This window comes from Cystobacter fuscus (genome assembly GCF_044360685.1).
Lineage (GTDB): Bacteria > Myxococcota > Myxococcia > Myxococcales > Myxococcaceae > Cystobacter > Cystobacter fuscus_C.
This window is the reverse complement of the sequence record NZ_CP043491.1, coordinates 6,866,687-6,880,229: the sequence shown is the minus strand read 5'-3', so window position 1 is coordinate 6,880,229 and position 13,543 is coordinate 6,866,687. Positions and strand designations below refer to the sequence as shown.

Sequence of the window (13,543 nt, the reverse complement as noted above, 5' to 3'; positions counted from 1 at the left end):
CCATGTCCTCTTCGATCACCGTCCTCATCATCGATGACCACACCGTCGTCCGGCAGGGCGTGCGCGCACTGCTCGGGGCGCAGGAGGACATCGAGGTCGTGGGTGAGGCGGGCTCCGGTGAACAGGCCCTCGAGCTGGCGCGTGAGCACGCCCCCGACGTGGCGTTGATGGACCTGATGATGCCCGGCATGGGCGGTATCGAGGCGACACGGCGGCTGAAGGAGGTGAGCCCGCGCACCCAGATCCTGATGCTCACCTCGTACCACGAGGACGAGCACATCCTCCCGGCACTCCGGGCCGGTGCGCTCTCGTACCTCCTCAAGGACGCGAGTGCCGACGAGCTGGTCCAGGCGGTGCGCAAGGCGGCCGGTGGCGAGGCCACCCTCTCTCCGCGGGTCGCGAGCCAGGTCATCCGCTCGCTGCGCCAACCCACCCGGGAGCGGGAGACCCCGCCTCTTCATTCCCAGCTCAGCGAGCGGGAGCGACAGGTGCTGCTACTCGTCGCCGACGGCCTCACCAACACGGACATCGCCCAACGGCTGGGCATTGGCGAGAAGACGGTGAAGTCCCACGTGAGCAACATCCTCGGAAAGCTCCAGGTGGAAGACCGCACCCAGGCCGCGGCCTTCGCCTGGCGCGAAGGACTCAAGCAGCGCTGATGGCGCTGTCGCGGGAGCGTTTGGGCGCTCAAGGCAGTTGGTGGACGCGGTCCTCGAAGTCCTGGGTGAAGCGCTGCCCGTCCTCGTCCACGAGGGGTTGGCCGACCGCGTCCACCGCGGTGGTGCAGGGGTACGGGTTGGCGGCCTGGGCGGCGGGCCGCACGAACATGGGCTGCACGAGCCACGTGCCCCGGGCGTTCGCGTAGGCGTTGCACATGAGCTGGACCTTGTTGCGGTTGAGGGCGAGCTTGAGCCGCGTCGCGTCCTGCATGAAGGCCAGGTCCGTGTCCGAGTCCCCGGCCGCGAAGACCTGGCGCTGGCGCTCGTCCGGTTGACGCGCGAGCTGCTGCTCCGTGGGCAGGTGGTAGATGGCCTTGTTGATCCAGCAGCGCTTGCCCTGGTCGTAGGTGATGAGGGTGTCGTCGCCATCGGCCACGGGCCCGCAGCCCTGCAGGTGCGCCGTCAACCGTCCCTGGGCGTCCGTCACCGAGCGGATGCCCACCACCCGGTTGGGTTTGACACCGATGAGCTGCTCGGAGACGGCGTCGATGACGAACTGGGGCGAGGCGGTGAGCACCCAGACGTCGAAGCCGTTGTCCTGCATCGTCTCGACGAGGTCCACCATCTCCTCGTACACCCGCACGTGGTAGGCGAGCCCCGTGACGCTCCCCACCGTCTGCGTGGTGCCGACGGGATTGAAGGCGTTCTCCGCGTAGGCGGACCGGGCGAAGCCGCGAACCTCCTCGGGGGTGTAGCCCGCCTGGAGCTGGGCCACCCAGGCGTAGGCGGTATTGAGGGTGAGGGTGATCTGCTTGTCCCAGGCCCTCTGGGCCGCCCGCGTCTTGCCGCTGGAGTAGATGCTGACGAGTTCGTCGGCGCACGCGGCGTGTTCGCTCGTGCGCAGGGGCTGCCCCGGCTCGCCGGCCAGGTCACACGCGGTGGAGAGCGCCGCCCGGGCCTCCGCCGTCAGGTGGCGGCTGGTGGTGCTCCAGTCCTTGCCCGTGGGTTGGCGCACCTTGTCGTGCCGGAGCATCCAGAAGAAGGTGGCGTCTCCCAGATCGTTCTTCACCACGGTGTTGTCCCAGTCGAACACGGCCACGGGGCGGTTCCTGGGATCGAACGCCGGGCTGGTGATCCCCACGTCCCGAATCAGCGCGTTGAGCCGCTCGCGGTTGTCCGGCAGCCAGCGTCCGATCTTGTCATCCAGCAGCCGCCGGGGCGTGGCGGGGCCATCCCCGCCCTTGGGACCAGCGGGCCCTTCGGGTCCCGGCGGGCCCATACAGGCGAGGGGCGCGCTGGCGAGACAGCCGGCCAGGAAGAGCAGGGACAGCTGTCTGTAAATGGGGACGCAGTGGGGGATGGGCATGGGCGCATTGTCGATTCCCCCCGAAGCCACATCAATCAAGGTTGGCCCGCGTCCGTGCTCCCGGAGGCACTCGCTCCCCGGCACCAGGAGAGTTCCTGGCGGAGGACCTCCAGGGGCACCGCGAGCTGCACGCCGAGGTGGTCGTTCATCGCGCTCGTCCCCGCGTATTCCAGGACGCGGGCGAGCTCCGTCTGGCCCTGGCTCTGCGCCTCGAAGCGCGCCAGGGCCATGGCCGCGCCGATGGCCTTCGCCATGTCCGCCGTCCGCTCCGCGTCCGGCCCCTTCAGGCCCAACGACAGCGCGAAGTCCGAGCTCACATCCAGGTTCAGCCGCGCGCGGGGCGCCAGTTGCTTCAGCCGCTCGCCCAGGGCCCGCTGCTCCGGCGGCAGGCTGTCCGCCAGTCGCTCCACGGACACCACGCCATACACGTCTCCATAGGCATACTGGCCGCCGAGCACCGGCGGCTCCGAGGAGCCCCGGCCCTCGATGCGCTCCAGGATGCCGTGCACCTCCTCCGGCGTCCGGCCGATCACCAGCATCGAGTCGCCCCAGGTGCCCACCGCCGCCGTGTCGCCCTGGCTCGGGGTGGGGGGCCTGGCCGGCACGTAGACGCGGCCCTTGTCACCATGCTCCGAGGCCCGCCACTGCCCCGGCAGGAGCGCCTCCATGCGTGCCTGGCCGAACTGTCCGGAGATGACGAGCCCATCATCCATCACGGCCACCCGGTCCACGCCCTCGAGCGGATCCACGCCCGCGTGCTGGCGGAACGCCTCCAACTGCTCGCGTGCCTGGGGCTGCATCAGCAGGCACTCCAGCAACAACTCCCCCAGGGGCGAGTGCCGCACCGCGTTGGCCTCGATGACGACGGCGGTGTGGTTCTCGCCGCGCGGCAGGGCCTCGAGGAAGGGGTCCACCGGCTTGGGCGGCTCGGTGCCCGCGTCGTGCGCGGCCGGGGGCACATAGGTGGTCCGGGCGAGCCTGCGCCGCATCGCCTCGTTCGAGTTCGCCGCGGCGAAGCGCACCGGGCGCGGGGGCGGAGGCGGGGGTTTGTCCTCCGTGAGGCGCATCGCGACGATGCCCAGCGCGAGCAGCACCAGCGCCAGGGCGAGCCACGGCCAACGCCGCCGGTTCATGTCAGTAGTCCTTTCCCTCGAACCACCAGCAGCCCACCCCCATCACCGCCAGCGCGTAGGCGAAGGCACCCACCAGCAGCAGCCCGAGCACGCCGGGCACCAGGGGCTCGGCTCCGGCCAGCGCCGCGCCGGTGGAGGCGAGGGTGGACAGCCGGGGCTGCGGCATCGTCAACAGGAGGAAGCCCTCGCGCAGCAGCCCCTCGTTGATCATCGGGGCGATCGCGTCGCGCTTGCCCGCCACCACGCCTCCGCCGAGCGAGAACAGCCCGAGCGCCGCGCTCAACGAGGCACTGCGCGCGAAGGTGGCCGTGGTCAACATCACCGCGTACACGGGCGCGAAGGCCGCGCACGCCAGCAGCGACGACTGGAGCAGGCCCGGCATCCACACTCCCGTCTTGAAGCCCAGCAGCACGGTGAGCCCGCCAGCTCCGTAGAGCGCGCCGCCCACCGCCAGCGTCATGACGCCCAGGAAGGTGCCGGCGATCAGGTGCCAGCGCTGCAGGGGCAGGGCGAGCAGGTGCTCGATGCGGCCGGGCGACAGCAGCGAGGGCGCGAAGTCCGCGCACGCGACGATTCCGAAGAGCAGGCCCCAGTAGAAGAGGCCGTAGGCGGCGGCCACGAAGACGGGCCGAAGCGCCACGTCCACCGCGTTCACCTCGATGCCGAGGGGGCCGCCGAACAGGCGCGTGGCGGCCAGGGCCCCGTCCACCACCTCCAGCCGCAGGCCGATGGCCATCAGGATGAGCACCCAGGTGATGCCCAGGAGGAAGGCCAGGATGAGCTTGCGCGCGACCGCCTCGCGCAGGACGTACAGCGCCACTCTCAGCACGTGCCTCATGCCGCGACTCCCACGGTGGACAGCAACACCTGCTCCAGATCCTGGCCCTCGCGCCGCAACTCCATCATCAGCGCGCCCGAGGCCCGGGCCCGGTCCAGCGCCGCGTTCAGCTCCGGCAGCCCCGGCGCCTCCAGGTGGTAGAGGCCCTCGCTGTCCCCCGGCTGGAAGCCCGCGGCCGCCAGCGCGCCCGCGTCCACGCCCGGGGCGAAGCGCACCGTCCACCGCACCCCGCCGCGCAGCAGCTCCTCCAGCCGGCCCTGCCGCACCACCTGGCCTCCCGAGAGGATGGCCACCCGGTCGCACACCCGCTCGGTCTCCGCCAGCAGGTGCGAGTTGAGGAAGAGCGTGGCCCCGCGCCGCACCTCCTCCTGGAGGATGCGCCGCACCTCCACCCGGCCCATGGGATCGATTCCATCCGTGGGCTCGTCGAGGATGAGCAGCTCGGGGTTGCCCAGCAGCGCGGAGGCGAGGCCCAGGCGCTGGCGCATGCCCTTGGAGAACTCACCGATGCGCTGGCGCGCGGCCGTGGCCAGGCCCACGCGCTCGAGGAGCTGGCCGTGCACGCGGGCGTCGGGCACCAGGTCCTTGAAGCGGGCCATCATGTCCAGGAAGCCGAGGGCACTCCAGGAGTGGGGCAGGTGCAGGCGCTCGGGCAGGTAGCCGATGCGCGCGCGGACGTGGGCGTCCAGCGGCGAGCCTCCCAGCACGCGCACGGTGCCGTCCGTGGGCTGGATGATGCCCAGCAGGCTCTTGATGAAGGTCGTCTTCCCCGCGCCGTTGGGACCGATGAGTCCGAAGGCACTGCCCTCCGGCACGCTCAGATCCACCCCTCGCAGGGCATCCACCGGCGGACGCAACAGACGCCGGTACCTCTTTCGCAACCCCGTCACTTCGATGGCCGACACGGCCCGTGAGTCTTTCCCGGCCGTGGGCGCTTGTCGAGCGAGGGCCGGTCAGAGCTCCTCGTTGAGCCAGCGGACGATGGCCTCGCGCAGGGAGCCGGGGCGGTCCGAGGCGGGCCGCGCGCCGAAGAGCCGCTCCACCTCGGCGTACACCGGGGCCTTCTCGCGGCTCATGGCCGGGTGACGGGACGACTGCGGCGTGGTCGCCCTCACGGCGTGCCTTCCCCGTTGGGAGGGCGGACGTACTTGGCGAGCAGATCCTCCACCGCCTCGCGCAGGTACTCGCTCTGATGGATCCGGGTGCGGCGGGCGAGTTCACGCAGCTTGTGGACCTGCTCGATGGGGACGAGCACGTGGGTGGAAACCACGGACTCCGAGGCGTCGGGACCGTTCGAATCGGCCGAAGCCGGGGTGGCCTCGGGGCTCATCGGGCTGGCGCTGGCATCCTGCATCGGAACTACCTCCTCGTTACTGCTACAGGCCACTACCGGCCTGTGGGCGGCATTAGGGGGGCAGGCAGGGGAGCCGTCAAAAAAACCACTTCCCCGGACGCGCACTTGACGTCCGCGCGAGCCGCCTGCTACCTGCCGATTCCAGTAAGGGGAGTAGTTCGCGCCGGGAGTGAACGGCGCCGGGGAGCTCGACACACTGGCCCGTGAGGGCCCGGGCCCCCACCTCGCCAGCGCGCGAGGCGAACGAGACCTTCGGACAGGGTTCAACCTGGCCGAGGTCCGTCGTGCGCGCGAGCGCTCCCAACGACTTCCTCGGCCCGAGTGGTGCGACAAGGAGTGTCGTGGCGATGGAAGCGATTATCGGTTCATTCATCCTCGTGGCCGCCAGTGAGATGGGGGACAAGACCCAGCTGCTGGCCTTCTCGCTGGCGACGCGCTTCCGCAAGCCGTGGGTGGTGCTCGCGGGCATCTTCGTGGCCACGCTGGCCAACCACGCCCTGGCGGCGGCGGTGGGAGACATCGTGTCCTCGTATGTCCCGCCGCGGGTGATGGCGGGCATCCTGGCGGTGCTCTTCATCGCCTTCGGCCTGTGGACGCTCAAGCCCGATACGATCGAGGACACGGCGAGCCCGGCGCGCTTCGGTCCCTTCCTGACGACCGTGGTGCTCTTCTTCCTGGCGGAGATGGGGGACAAGACGCAGCTGGCCACGGTGGTGATGGCGGCGCGCTACCAGTCGCTCACGCTGGTGACGGTGGGCACCACGCTGGGGATGATGGCCGCCAATGGGCCAGCGGTGTTCCTCGGCGACAAGCTGGCGGCCAAGGTCCAGATGAAGTGGGTGCGCTGGACGGCCGCCGCGCTCTTCTTCTTCTTCGGCATCGTCTCCCTGGTGGCCGCGGTGCGGGGAGGCTGAGCCCAACCGCACCCGGGGCGATGACGAGAGACGCTGGCAGCCGGCGGGGCTCACGGTCCGTCGGCTCCCGCATGCCCTCGCATGGTTGCCCTCTCGCCTCCGCCGAGAGTTGAGCACGCCGCCGACCGATGCCTGCCTTCCTTGAGGCCGCCCTGCCTTGACGCGCTCGGACCAGGACAACACGTTCTTGGGTATGAAACCAGCGGCGGTCTTGATTCCAAAACACGATGACGCGTGGGAGGTCGGGAAATACGGCCCCATCTGGCCGAGGACCCCGGCGTGCTACGGCTTCACCCTTATCGCCAACGTCAAGCCGGGCAGGGCGGAGGCCATCCGTGGCTATGGGCACAAGCTGGCGAAGGCGCTGGAGGGTGACCCCGAACTGCTCGCGCCCCTCAAGCTCCACTACCTGCGCTGGGTGCTCTTCGACGACGACACGCGGTTCATGTACCAGGGCATCTTCGATACCGACTTCGACAAGTACACCGATGACGCGATCGTGCTCTTCAAGAAGGCCGGCGTCGACACGGTCTTCGAGAACCTCGAGGGCTTCCCGATGGACTGGAAGACGAACCCCGAGGCGTTCATCAAGTTCGTCCGGAAGCACCAGTGCCCGAGCTTCATGGAGTACGGCGAGTATCCGTATGTCACCTCCGACGAAATCAAGAAGGCCCTGAAGCTCAAGGCCGCCTTCTCCGAGATGCTCGAACAGATGCAATGAGGCGGATGGCGCCTCTGTGAGGACACGGTCATGAGCGAACCCGCGCGGACGTACAACCAGGAGCATGTGCCGCGGAAGTACGTCAAGGGCCGGCGCCGCGTCAGCGTCTACATCTCATGGAGCTACCCGGGCGAAGCCAACCGGGATGTGACCGAGATGGATAACCGCTATTCGACCATGACCGAGGTCCGCCGGGTGCTCTGGCCCGAGTATGAGTCCCCGAGGTTCGCGGACCCGTTGATGTTCCAGCAGGGGATCGCGGGCTCGCTGGAGTTGTTCTTCTGGGCCTGGGCGCGGTTCCAAAAGGTCATCCAGGAGACCACCGGGCACGGGGTCCCCGTGTTCCAGCGCGTCGATCAGGCCGGCTTCAGGCTCCCGCTCGACGAGCGGGTCCTCGCTGACGCCGACACGTTGCTGGTCTTCGGGTTGGACCACATGGTCACCGAGCAGGACGCCTCCACGGAGGAGATCGAGGCCGTCCGGAACTTCCTCGAGAGGGAAGGCACCTGCCTCATCATCGGTCCCCATCATGACGTTGGGGCCTCGCCGGAGATGGCGGAGCGCGCGATGGAGTACGCCCACCACGGTGACGCGTTGGTGCCCCGCCAGCAGCGCTTCGGGCGGTACACGCGCTCGCTGATGCGGGGGCTCGGAATCCCCGTCGAGAATCGGCACGGTCTCCGTCCCGCGGTGATGGCCGGGAGCCGCCGGATTGCTCCGCTGACGGTCATGCGGGAGCTGGATACGCGCGGCTGGCTCGAGGGAGTCACGAACTTCAACTTCCACCAGCATCTGCCGCACTACGCGGTGACGGACGGAGCGACGGAGGCCATCCATGTCCTGGCCAGGCAGCCCATCGACACGTCCAGGCCACATCCGTTCACGCTGGCCGGCAACCAGGAGTTCAATGCGCTCGTCTGGATGCCGCCGAGCGGCAACCGGGGCGGGGATGTGCTGGTGGCCGACTCCACGGTCTTCAGCACCTTGTTCGGCCACGACGAGAGCCTGGAGCGCTTCTGGAGGAATCTCGCCACGGCGAACTGAAGTCAGGAGGGGTCATGAGTGACGTCGCGGACACACCTCTCGAGCTGGATGACATCCAGAGCGGAACCCTCCGCCCTCGACCCACTCCCTATGCGGCGACCTACCTCCTGCTTCGGATCGACGACCGCGAGGCGGGGCGCAAGCTGATGGAGCGGCTGAGCACCGCGGTGGCCTCGGCGGGCAACCCGCGCAGCCCGGTGGGCGATACCTGGCTGAGCGTCGCGCTCACGTTCCACGGATTGAAGGCCCTGGGGGTCCCACAGGCTTCGCTCGACAGCTTCGCGTGGGAGTTCAGGCAGGGAATGGCCGCGCGCGCCGAGGCGCTGGGAGACACGGGCGAGAGCAGTCCCGAGCACTGGGAGAAGCCGCTCGGGACGCCGGACGTCCACGTCGTGCTCGTGGCCGTTGCCCCGGACGCGCAGCGGTTGGAAACGGCGCTCGCTCGCGTGCGGAAGGCGATCGAGGAGCTGGACGGGGTCGAGGCGATCTGGCGCCAGGACTGCCATGCGCTGCCCACTCAGCGGGAGCCCTTCGGGTTCCGGGATGGCATCAGCCACCCCGCCATCGAGGGGAGCGGCATCCCCGGGACCAACACCCGGGAGAGTCCGTTGAAGGCCGGTGAGTTCGTCCTCGGCTACCCCGACGAGATGGGTGGCCTCCCCCCGATGCCCCAGCCCGAGGTCCTGGGGCGCAATGGGACGTACGTCGCCTTCCGCAAGCTGTATCAGCGCGTGGCGGCGTTCCGTCAATACCTGAGGGCGAACTCCTCCAGCCCCGAGGATGAGGAACTCCTCGCGGCCAAGCTGATGGGGCGCTGGCGCAGCGGCGCCCCCCTGGCTCTCTGCCCGTTCCATGACGCCCCCGAGCTGGGGGCCGACCCTCGACGCAACAATGACTTCCTCTACCGGCAGGACGACCCGACGGGATACGTGACTCCTCCCGGATGTCACATCCGGCGGGCGAATCCGCGAGACGCTTCCGTGGCTGGCGTCGTCCGCTTGCACCGGATGATCCGCCGCGGAACCGCCTACGGCCCAGCGCTCCCGGAAGGTGTCATCGAGGACGATGGCGCCGACCGGGGACTCATGTTCGCCTTCATCGGGGCTCATCTGGGCCGGCAGTTCGAGTTCGTCCAGTCGGAGTGGGTCGACAGCGGTGAGTTCCTCGGACTGGGGTCCATCAAGGATCCCGTTGTCGGGGCCAGCGAGGGCGCCGGCTCCTTCTCCATCCCGCGCCGGCCGATTCCGAGGCGCCTCCAGGGCCTGCCGCGGTTCGTCGTCACCCGGGGTGGTGAGTATGGCTTCATGCCCGGACTGCGCGCCCTGCGCTGGCTCGCCGACCTTCGGACATGAAGAGGCCGACGACGCTGGGCAGGGCGCGCTCCTTCCGTGACGAATCCGCTTGCAAACAGCGTGGGTCCGGAACACTCATCGCGCGCTTTTCCCACCCGAGGAGATGACGACATGAAGCGAGTGCTGGGTGTGCTGGCGGGACTGCTGGCGATGACGGCGGTGGCCAAGCCCGTGCAGAAGCCGGTGGTCTATGAGCTGGAGGGAACGAAGTTCGAGGGCGTGCTCGTCTATGACGACGCCGTGAAGACTCCCCGTCCGGGGCTGGTGCTGGTGCCCAACTGGATGGGCGTCACCGAGCCCAACGTGAAGCAGGCGGTCCTGGTGGCGGGCAAGCAGTACATCGTCTTCGTCACCGACCTGTATGGCCAGGGCGTGCGTCCCAAGAACACCGATGAGGCGGGCAAGGCCGCCGGCGCGGTGAAGGGCGACCGCAACCTCATGCGCGCGCGCGTGAACAAGTCCCTGGACGTGCTGCGCACCGAGGGCAAGGCGGTGGGGCTCGACGCGAAGAAGCTGGGCGCCGTCGGCTTCTGCCTGGGCGGCACCACCGTGCTGGAGCTGGCGCGCAGCGGCGCCCCCGTCGCCGGCGTGGTGTCCATCCATGGCGGCCTGGACGCGCCCCTTCCCGCCGCCGAGGGCGCCATCACCGCCAAGGTGCTCGCGCTGCACGGGGCCGAGGATCCCTTCGTTCCCCCCGCCGAGGTGAAGGGCTTCGAGGACGAGATGCGCAAGGCCAAGGCCGACTGGGAGCTGGTGTCCTACGGCGGCGCCGTGCACAGCTTCACCGATGTCGACGCCAACGCCGCGGGTCAGGCCCAGTACAACGCCAAGGTGGCCAGGCGCGCCTACCTGGCGATGAACAACTTCTTCGCCGAGGCCTTCGCGAAGTAGTCACCGTGGGGGCTCGCGTGTTCCCTCCGCGAGCCCTTCGTGGGTAGGAAATGTCTTCCGACAGGGCAATGTGTTTCCCATCGCCCTGTTCGCTCCCAGTGCGAGGGGTGGGGTTCACCCGGCACTTCAAGTGCATCGGCCGCCGGACGGACGAGGAGCCGGGAGGCGTGGGTGCGCGTGAGCAAGTGGTCACTGGCGGTGGGGTTCGTGTGGGGCCTGGCGATGCTGGGCGGGTGTGGAGAAGGCGCCTGGCCCGAGGAGGCGGTGGACTCGCTGAAGACCCAGGCGCAGGCCAGGAGCGCTACGCCCACCCCGGCGTGTGAGCCCGAGACCTTCTCCTACGATGTCCAGGTTCATCCCTCGGATGACACCTCCGTCACCGCGGACGCGCCCAGCTCGTTCTTCGGGATGTCCCGGACGCTCCTGTCCGACGCCAATCCCCGGCAGGAGGCGTACCTGCGCTTCACCACCGCCTTCAAGGGCTTCCAGCGGGCCCGGTTGCTCCTCCACGTCGCGGACGGTTCCTCCGATGGCCCCGCCCTGTATGCCACCGAGTCCACCTGGAACCAGAACGCGCTGACGTGGAGTACGCGCCCGGCTCCACGAGGACAGGCCCTGGGCAACCTGGGCACCGTCACCGCCGGCGCCCAGGTGGAGTACGACGTGACCGCCGCCGTGGCGAACGGGGGCACCGCGCACGCCTTCGTCCTCGTGCCCGACAGTGGCGATGGCACGGACTTCTATTCGAAGGAGGAGCCCCGGTACGAGCTGCAACCGGTGCTCGTGCTCACCTTCACCACCAGCGCCTGCACCCGTCAGGGCAGCGGGGGGACCGTCACCGGCATCTCGCGAGAAGGCGGTCCGGGGGACGAACAGGCGAGGGACCTGGCCCTGGATGCGAACGGCGGGTTCGTCATCGCGGGCGAGTCCAGCACGGACCGGCGGGGGCTGACGCTCTCGCGCTACCGCGCGGATGGGAGCCGGGAGTGGTCGCGTGTCTTCGCTCTCGAGGACGGCTCGTCCCTGAACCCCTCCCGGGTGACGATCACCCCCCTGGGCAACATCCTCGTGGTGGGCCATTACGCGGGCTCGCCCGATCTGGGCACCGGGCCGCTCCCCGCGGCCCTCGGGTCGAACCTCTTCATCGCCAAGTTCACGCCCAACGGCAGGCCGGTGTGGCTCAAGGGCTTCGGCACGGGCGATGGGCGGACGCCCTCGTCCGTCTTCGCCTTCGCCGTGGCCACCGATGCCCAGGGCAGCCTGCTCGTCACCGGCTACTTCCACGGCGCCATGAACCTGGGCGGCACCACCCTGGACGCGGGCAGCCGCAGCCGCGAGCCCTTCCTGCTTCCGGGGATGTTCCTCGCCCGGTTCTCCTGGGAAGGCGAGCACCTCTGGTCCCGCGCCTGGGACGCGGGCAGCCTGGGCACCGAGGGGCATGCGCTGGCGACGGACAGCGCGGGCAACGTGCTGCTCGGTGGCGTGGTGAGCCCGGACTTCATCACCGGCGACAGCGAGCTGGGGGCCACGGGCGCGCGGACTCCCTTCGTCGCCTCCTTCTCCCCGGCCGATGGCCAGTTGCAATGGTCACGGCCGCTCCAGGGGGCCAGCGGGCTCGTGAAGGGACTGGCGGTGCTGGCCCGGGACGCGGTGGCCTTCACCGGGCAGTTCAGTGGAGCCTTCCGCTTCAACGAGCAGACGGTGTCCAGCTCTCCGTCGTCGGACCTCATGCTGGGCGTCCTGGATGCACAGGGCGCGGATCGCTGGGCTCGCCGGTATGGAGGGGAGGAGGCCTCGGAGTACCCGCGGCGGCTGGCCACGGACGCGGCGGGCAACCTCGTGGTGATGGGGGTCGCCTCGGGCGTCGCGGACCTCGGGGGCGGACCGATCAGCCCCTCCTGGTACGACGTCCACGGCTTCGTGGCCAGCTATGGCCCCACCGGCGAGCACCGCTGGTCCCGGAGCCTGAACTCGTGGATGGAGCCCTCCCTGCTGGGCGTGCGGCCCTCGGGCGAGACGCTCGTCGGGGGCCCCTTCGAAGGACCGATGACGTTCGCCGGCACGACGTACACCCCCGTGGGGGCGTCGGACTCGCTGTGGCTGCGGCTGGCGCCTTGAGGGGCGCGGTCACCGGGGAATGTGCTGTTCGAGCGGCAGGGTGACACGGAAGGTCGATCCCTCTCCGGCCCTGCTGCTCGCCTCGATGCTCCCGCCATGCTGCTCGGCGATCTTCCGGCAGATGGCGAGGCCGATCCCCGTGCCCTCGTAGCGCTCGCGGCCGTGCAGCCGCTGGAACAGCTGGAAGAGGCGGTCGGTGTATTTCTCGTCGAAGCCGATGCCGTTGTCCTCCACCGCCAGGACGAACCGCTGGCCCCGGGCGTCCACCTGTCCGTGAACGCGCAGCACGGGAGGCACTCCCTCGCGGCGGAACTTGAGGGCGTTGCCCATCAGGTGGCGCAGCAACTGGCGCATCTGCGTGGTGTCGGCCTCGAGCACGGGCAAGGCCTCGAGCGTGACACTCGCCCCCGTCTGCTCGACGGTGCTCTTCAGCTCCTCCAGCACCTCGCGGGCGACGACGGACAGGTCCACCCGGGTGAAGGGCCGGGCCTTGGACGACACCCGGGAGTAGGTGAGCAGATCGTCGAGCAACCGGCGCATGTGCGCCGAGGCCCCCTGCATCCGCTCGAGGCAGTCGCGGCCCTCGGGGCCCAGCGCCTCGGAGGAGAGCTTCGTCAGACGCTCACCGAAGGCCAGGAGCTTGCGCAGGGGCTCCTGCAGCTCGTGCGAGGCCACGTGGGCGAAGCGCTCCAGCTCCTGTCTGGCGCGCTCCAGGCGCTGCTGGGTCACCTTGTGCTCGGTGATGTCGGTGACGATGACGGTGAAGCCCACCACCTGGCCGTCCCGCGAGATGGGGCCCACCTGTCCCGCGTACCACTCGGAACCCACCTCGAACCGGCTCTGGACCTCGAACGGATGGGGCTTCCCGGTGGAGCGCACCTCGAGGAAGGCTCGGCGGCACTTCTCGGCCGCCTCGGGGTTGAGCCAGTCGTAGAGGGGCTTGCCCACCACGCGCTCCAGCGGGAGCTGGGGTTGGACGTAGTTGATGAAGCGGATGCGCCCGTCCAGATCGCAGGTGAACATGTAGCCAGGCGCCTGGGCGAGCAGCTCCCGCACCCCGAAGAGCTCCTCCGTGGGGGACTGCCGCGCCTCCTCCCGAGGCCCACTGCTCGCGTCCATGATGTCTTGCCCCCGCCGGGAGCGCCCGGCCGCT

The 13,543-nt window shown here is 69.6% G+C and carries 14 protein-coding genes; 7 read left to right on the top strand and 7 right to left on the bottom strand.

The window, feature by feature from the left end; translation table 11 throughout:
- Positions 1–2: 2 nt before the first annotated feature.
- A complete protein-coding gene (locus F0U63_RS28170) occupies positions 3–659 on the top strand; it encodes a response regulator (RefSeq protein WP_395834305.1) in 657 nt (218 codons plus the stop codon).
- A 28-nt stretch (positions 660–687) separates the two neighbouring features.
- Here the strand turns inward: F0U63_RS28170 and F0U63_RS28165 are convergent, their stop codons facing one another.
- From F0U63_RS28165 to F0U63_RS28140, 6 genes are read right to left on the bottom strand one after another with little or no spacing between them, the layout of a single operon-like run.
- Positions 688–2,025, bottom strand: a complete 1,338-nt coding sequence (locus F0U63_RS28165) for a haloacid dehalogenase-like hydrolase (RefSeq protein ID WP_395834303.1) — start codon at positions 2,023–2,025, stop codon at positions 688–690.
- Positions 2,026–2,060: 35 nt separating this feature from the next.
- Positions 2,061–3,158: a hypothetical protein gene (locus tag F0U63_RS28160; RefSeq protein WP_395834301.1), complete on the bottom strand. Its 1,098-nt coding sequence runs from the start codon at positions 3,156–3,158 to the stop codon at positions 2,061–2,063.
- A gap of 1 nt (position 3,159) precedes the next feature.
- Positions 3,160–3,996 carry a hypothetical protein gene (locus F0U63_RS28155; RefSeq protein WP_395834299.1) on the bottom strand — a complete coding sequence of 279 codons (837 nt, stop codon included), beginning with the start codon at positions 3,994–3,996 and terminating at the stop codon, positions 3,160–3,162.
- Positions 3,993–4,901, bottom strand: coding sequence for an ABC transporter ATP-binding protein (locus F0U63_RS28150; protein WP_395834297.1), 909 nt, complete (start codon positions 4,899–4,901; stop codon positions 3,993–3,995). Before F0U63_RS28150 ends, F0U63_RS28155 begins: the two co-directional genes overlap by 4 nt.
- A gap of 48 nt (positions 4,902–4,949) precedes the next feature.
- Complete coding sequence (locus tag F0U63_RS28145; RefSeq protein WP_395834295.1) at positions 4,950–5,111, bottom strand: hypothetical protein; 162 nt, start codon at positions 5,109–5,111, stop codon at positions 4,950–4,952.
- A complete protein-coding gene (locus tag F0U63_RS28140) occupies positions 5,108–5,350 on the bottom strand; it encodes a ribbon-helix-helix domain-containing protein (protein WP_002631559.1) in 243 nt (80 codons plus the stop codon). Before F0U63_RS28140 ends, F0U63_RS28145 begins: the two co-directional genes overlap by 4 nt.
- Before the next feature lie 347 nt (positions 5,351–5,697).
- On the opposite strand from F0U63_RS28140, the gene F0U63_RS28135 reads away from it, so the two are divergent.
- The 6 genes from F0U63_RS28135 (at position 5,698) to F0U63_RS28110 (ending at position 12,390) form a co-directional block, all read left to right on the top strand.
- Positions 5,698–6,264 (top strand): TMEM165/GDT1 family protein, encoded by a 567-nt coding sequence (locus tag F0U63_RS28135; RefSeq protein ID WP_395834292.1) that lies wholly within the window; start codon positions 5,698–5,700, stop codon positions 6,262–6,264.
- A 211-nt stretch (positions 6,265–6,475) separates the two neighbouring features.
- Positions 6,476–6,985, top strand: coding sequence for a hypothetical protein (locus F0U63_RS28130; RefSeq protein WP_395834290.1), 510 nt, complete (start codon positions 6,476–6,478; stop codon positions 6,983–6,985).
- Between the two features lie 30 nt (positions 6,986–7,015).
- Positions 7,016–8,029: a hypothetical protein gene (locus tag F0U63_RS28125; protein ID WP_395834288.1), complete on the top strand. Its 1,014-nt coding sequence runs from the start codon at positions 7,016–7,018 to the stop codon at positions 8,027–8,029.
- Between the two features lie 14 nt (positions 8,030–8,043).
- Entirely contained in the window at positions 8,044–9,381 is a 1,338-nt protein-coding gene (locus tag F0U63_RS28120) for a Dyp-type peroxidase (protein WP_395834286.1), read from the top strand.
- 111 nt (positions 9,382–9,492) lie between these two features.
- Positions 9,493–10,272, top strand: a complete 780-nt coding sequence (locus F0U63_RS28115) for a dienelactone hydrolase family protein (RefSeq protein ID WP_395834284.1) — start codon at positions 9,493–9,495, stop codon at positions 10,270–10,272.
- A 177-nt stretch (positions 10,273–10,449) separates the two neighbouring features.
- On the top strand, positions 10,450–12,390 hold the full coding sequence (locus F0U63_RS28110; protein WP_395834282.1) for a DNRLRE domain-containing protein: 1,941 nt from the start codon (positions 10,450–10,452) through the stop codon (positions 12,388–12,390).
- A 9-nt stretch (positions 12,391–12,399) separates the two neighbouring features.
- Here the strand turns inward: F0U63_RS28110 and F0U63_RS28105 are convergent, their stop codons facing one another.
- Positions 12,400–13,509, bottom strand: coding sequence for an ATP-binding protein (locus F0U63_RS28105; RefSeq protein ID WP_395834280.1), 1,110 nt, complete (start codon positions 13,507–13,509; stop codon positions 12,400–12,402).
- Between the last annotated feature and the right edge of the window lie 34 nt (positions 13,510–13,543).

Excerpts from the sequence above, each read along its gene's own strand:
- F0U63_RS28170 (WP_395834305.1), top strand. The coding sequence starts at position 3 with ATGTCCTCTTCGATCACCGTCCTCATCATCGATGACCACACCGTCGTC.
- F0U63_RS28165 (WP_395834303.1), bottom strand. The coding sequence starts at position 2,025 with ATGCCCATCCCCCACTGCGTCCCCATTTACAGACAGCTGTCCCTGCTC.
- F0U63_RS28160 (WP_395834301.1), bottom strand. The coding sequence starts at position 3,158 with ATGAACCGGCGGCGTTGGCCGTGGCTCGCCCTGGCGCTGGTGCTGCTC.
- F0U63_RS28155 (WP_395834299.1), bottom strand. The coding sequence starts at position 3,996 with ATGAGGCACGTGCTGAGAGTGGCGCTGTACGTCCTGCGCGAGGCGGTC.
- F0U63_RS28140 (WP_002631559.1), bottom strand. The coding sequence starts at position 5,350 with ATGCAGGATGCCAGCGCCAGCCCGATGAGCCCCGAGGCCACCCCGGCT.
- F0U63_RS28135 (WP_395834292.1), top strand. The coding sequence starts at position 5,698 with ATGGAAGCGATTATCGGTTCATTCATCCTCGTGGCCGCCAGTGAGATG.
- F0U63_RS28125 (WP_395834288.1), top strand. The coding sequence starts at position 7,016 with ATGAGCGAACCCGCGCGGACGTACAACCAGGAGCATGTGCCGCGGAAG.
- F0U63_RS28120 (WP_395834286.1), top strand. The coding sequence starts at position 8,044 with ATGAGTGACGTCGCGGACACACCTCTCGAGCTGGATGACATCCAGAGC.
- F0U63_RS28115 (WP_395834284.1), top strand. The coding sequence starts at position 9,493 with ATGAAGCGAGTGCTGGGTGTGCTGGCGGGACTGCTGGCGATGACGGCG.
- F0U63_RS28105 (WP_395834280.1), bottom strand. The coding sequence starts at position 13,509 with ATGGACGCGAGCAGTGGGCCTCGGGAGGAGGCGCGGCAGTCCCCCACG.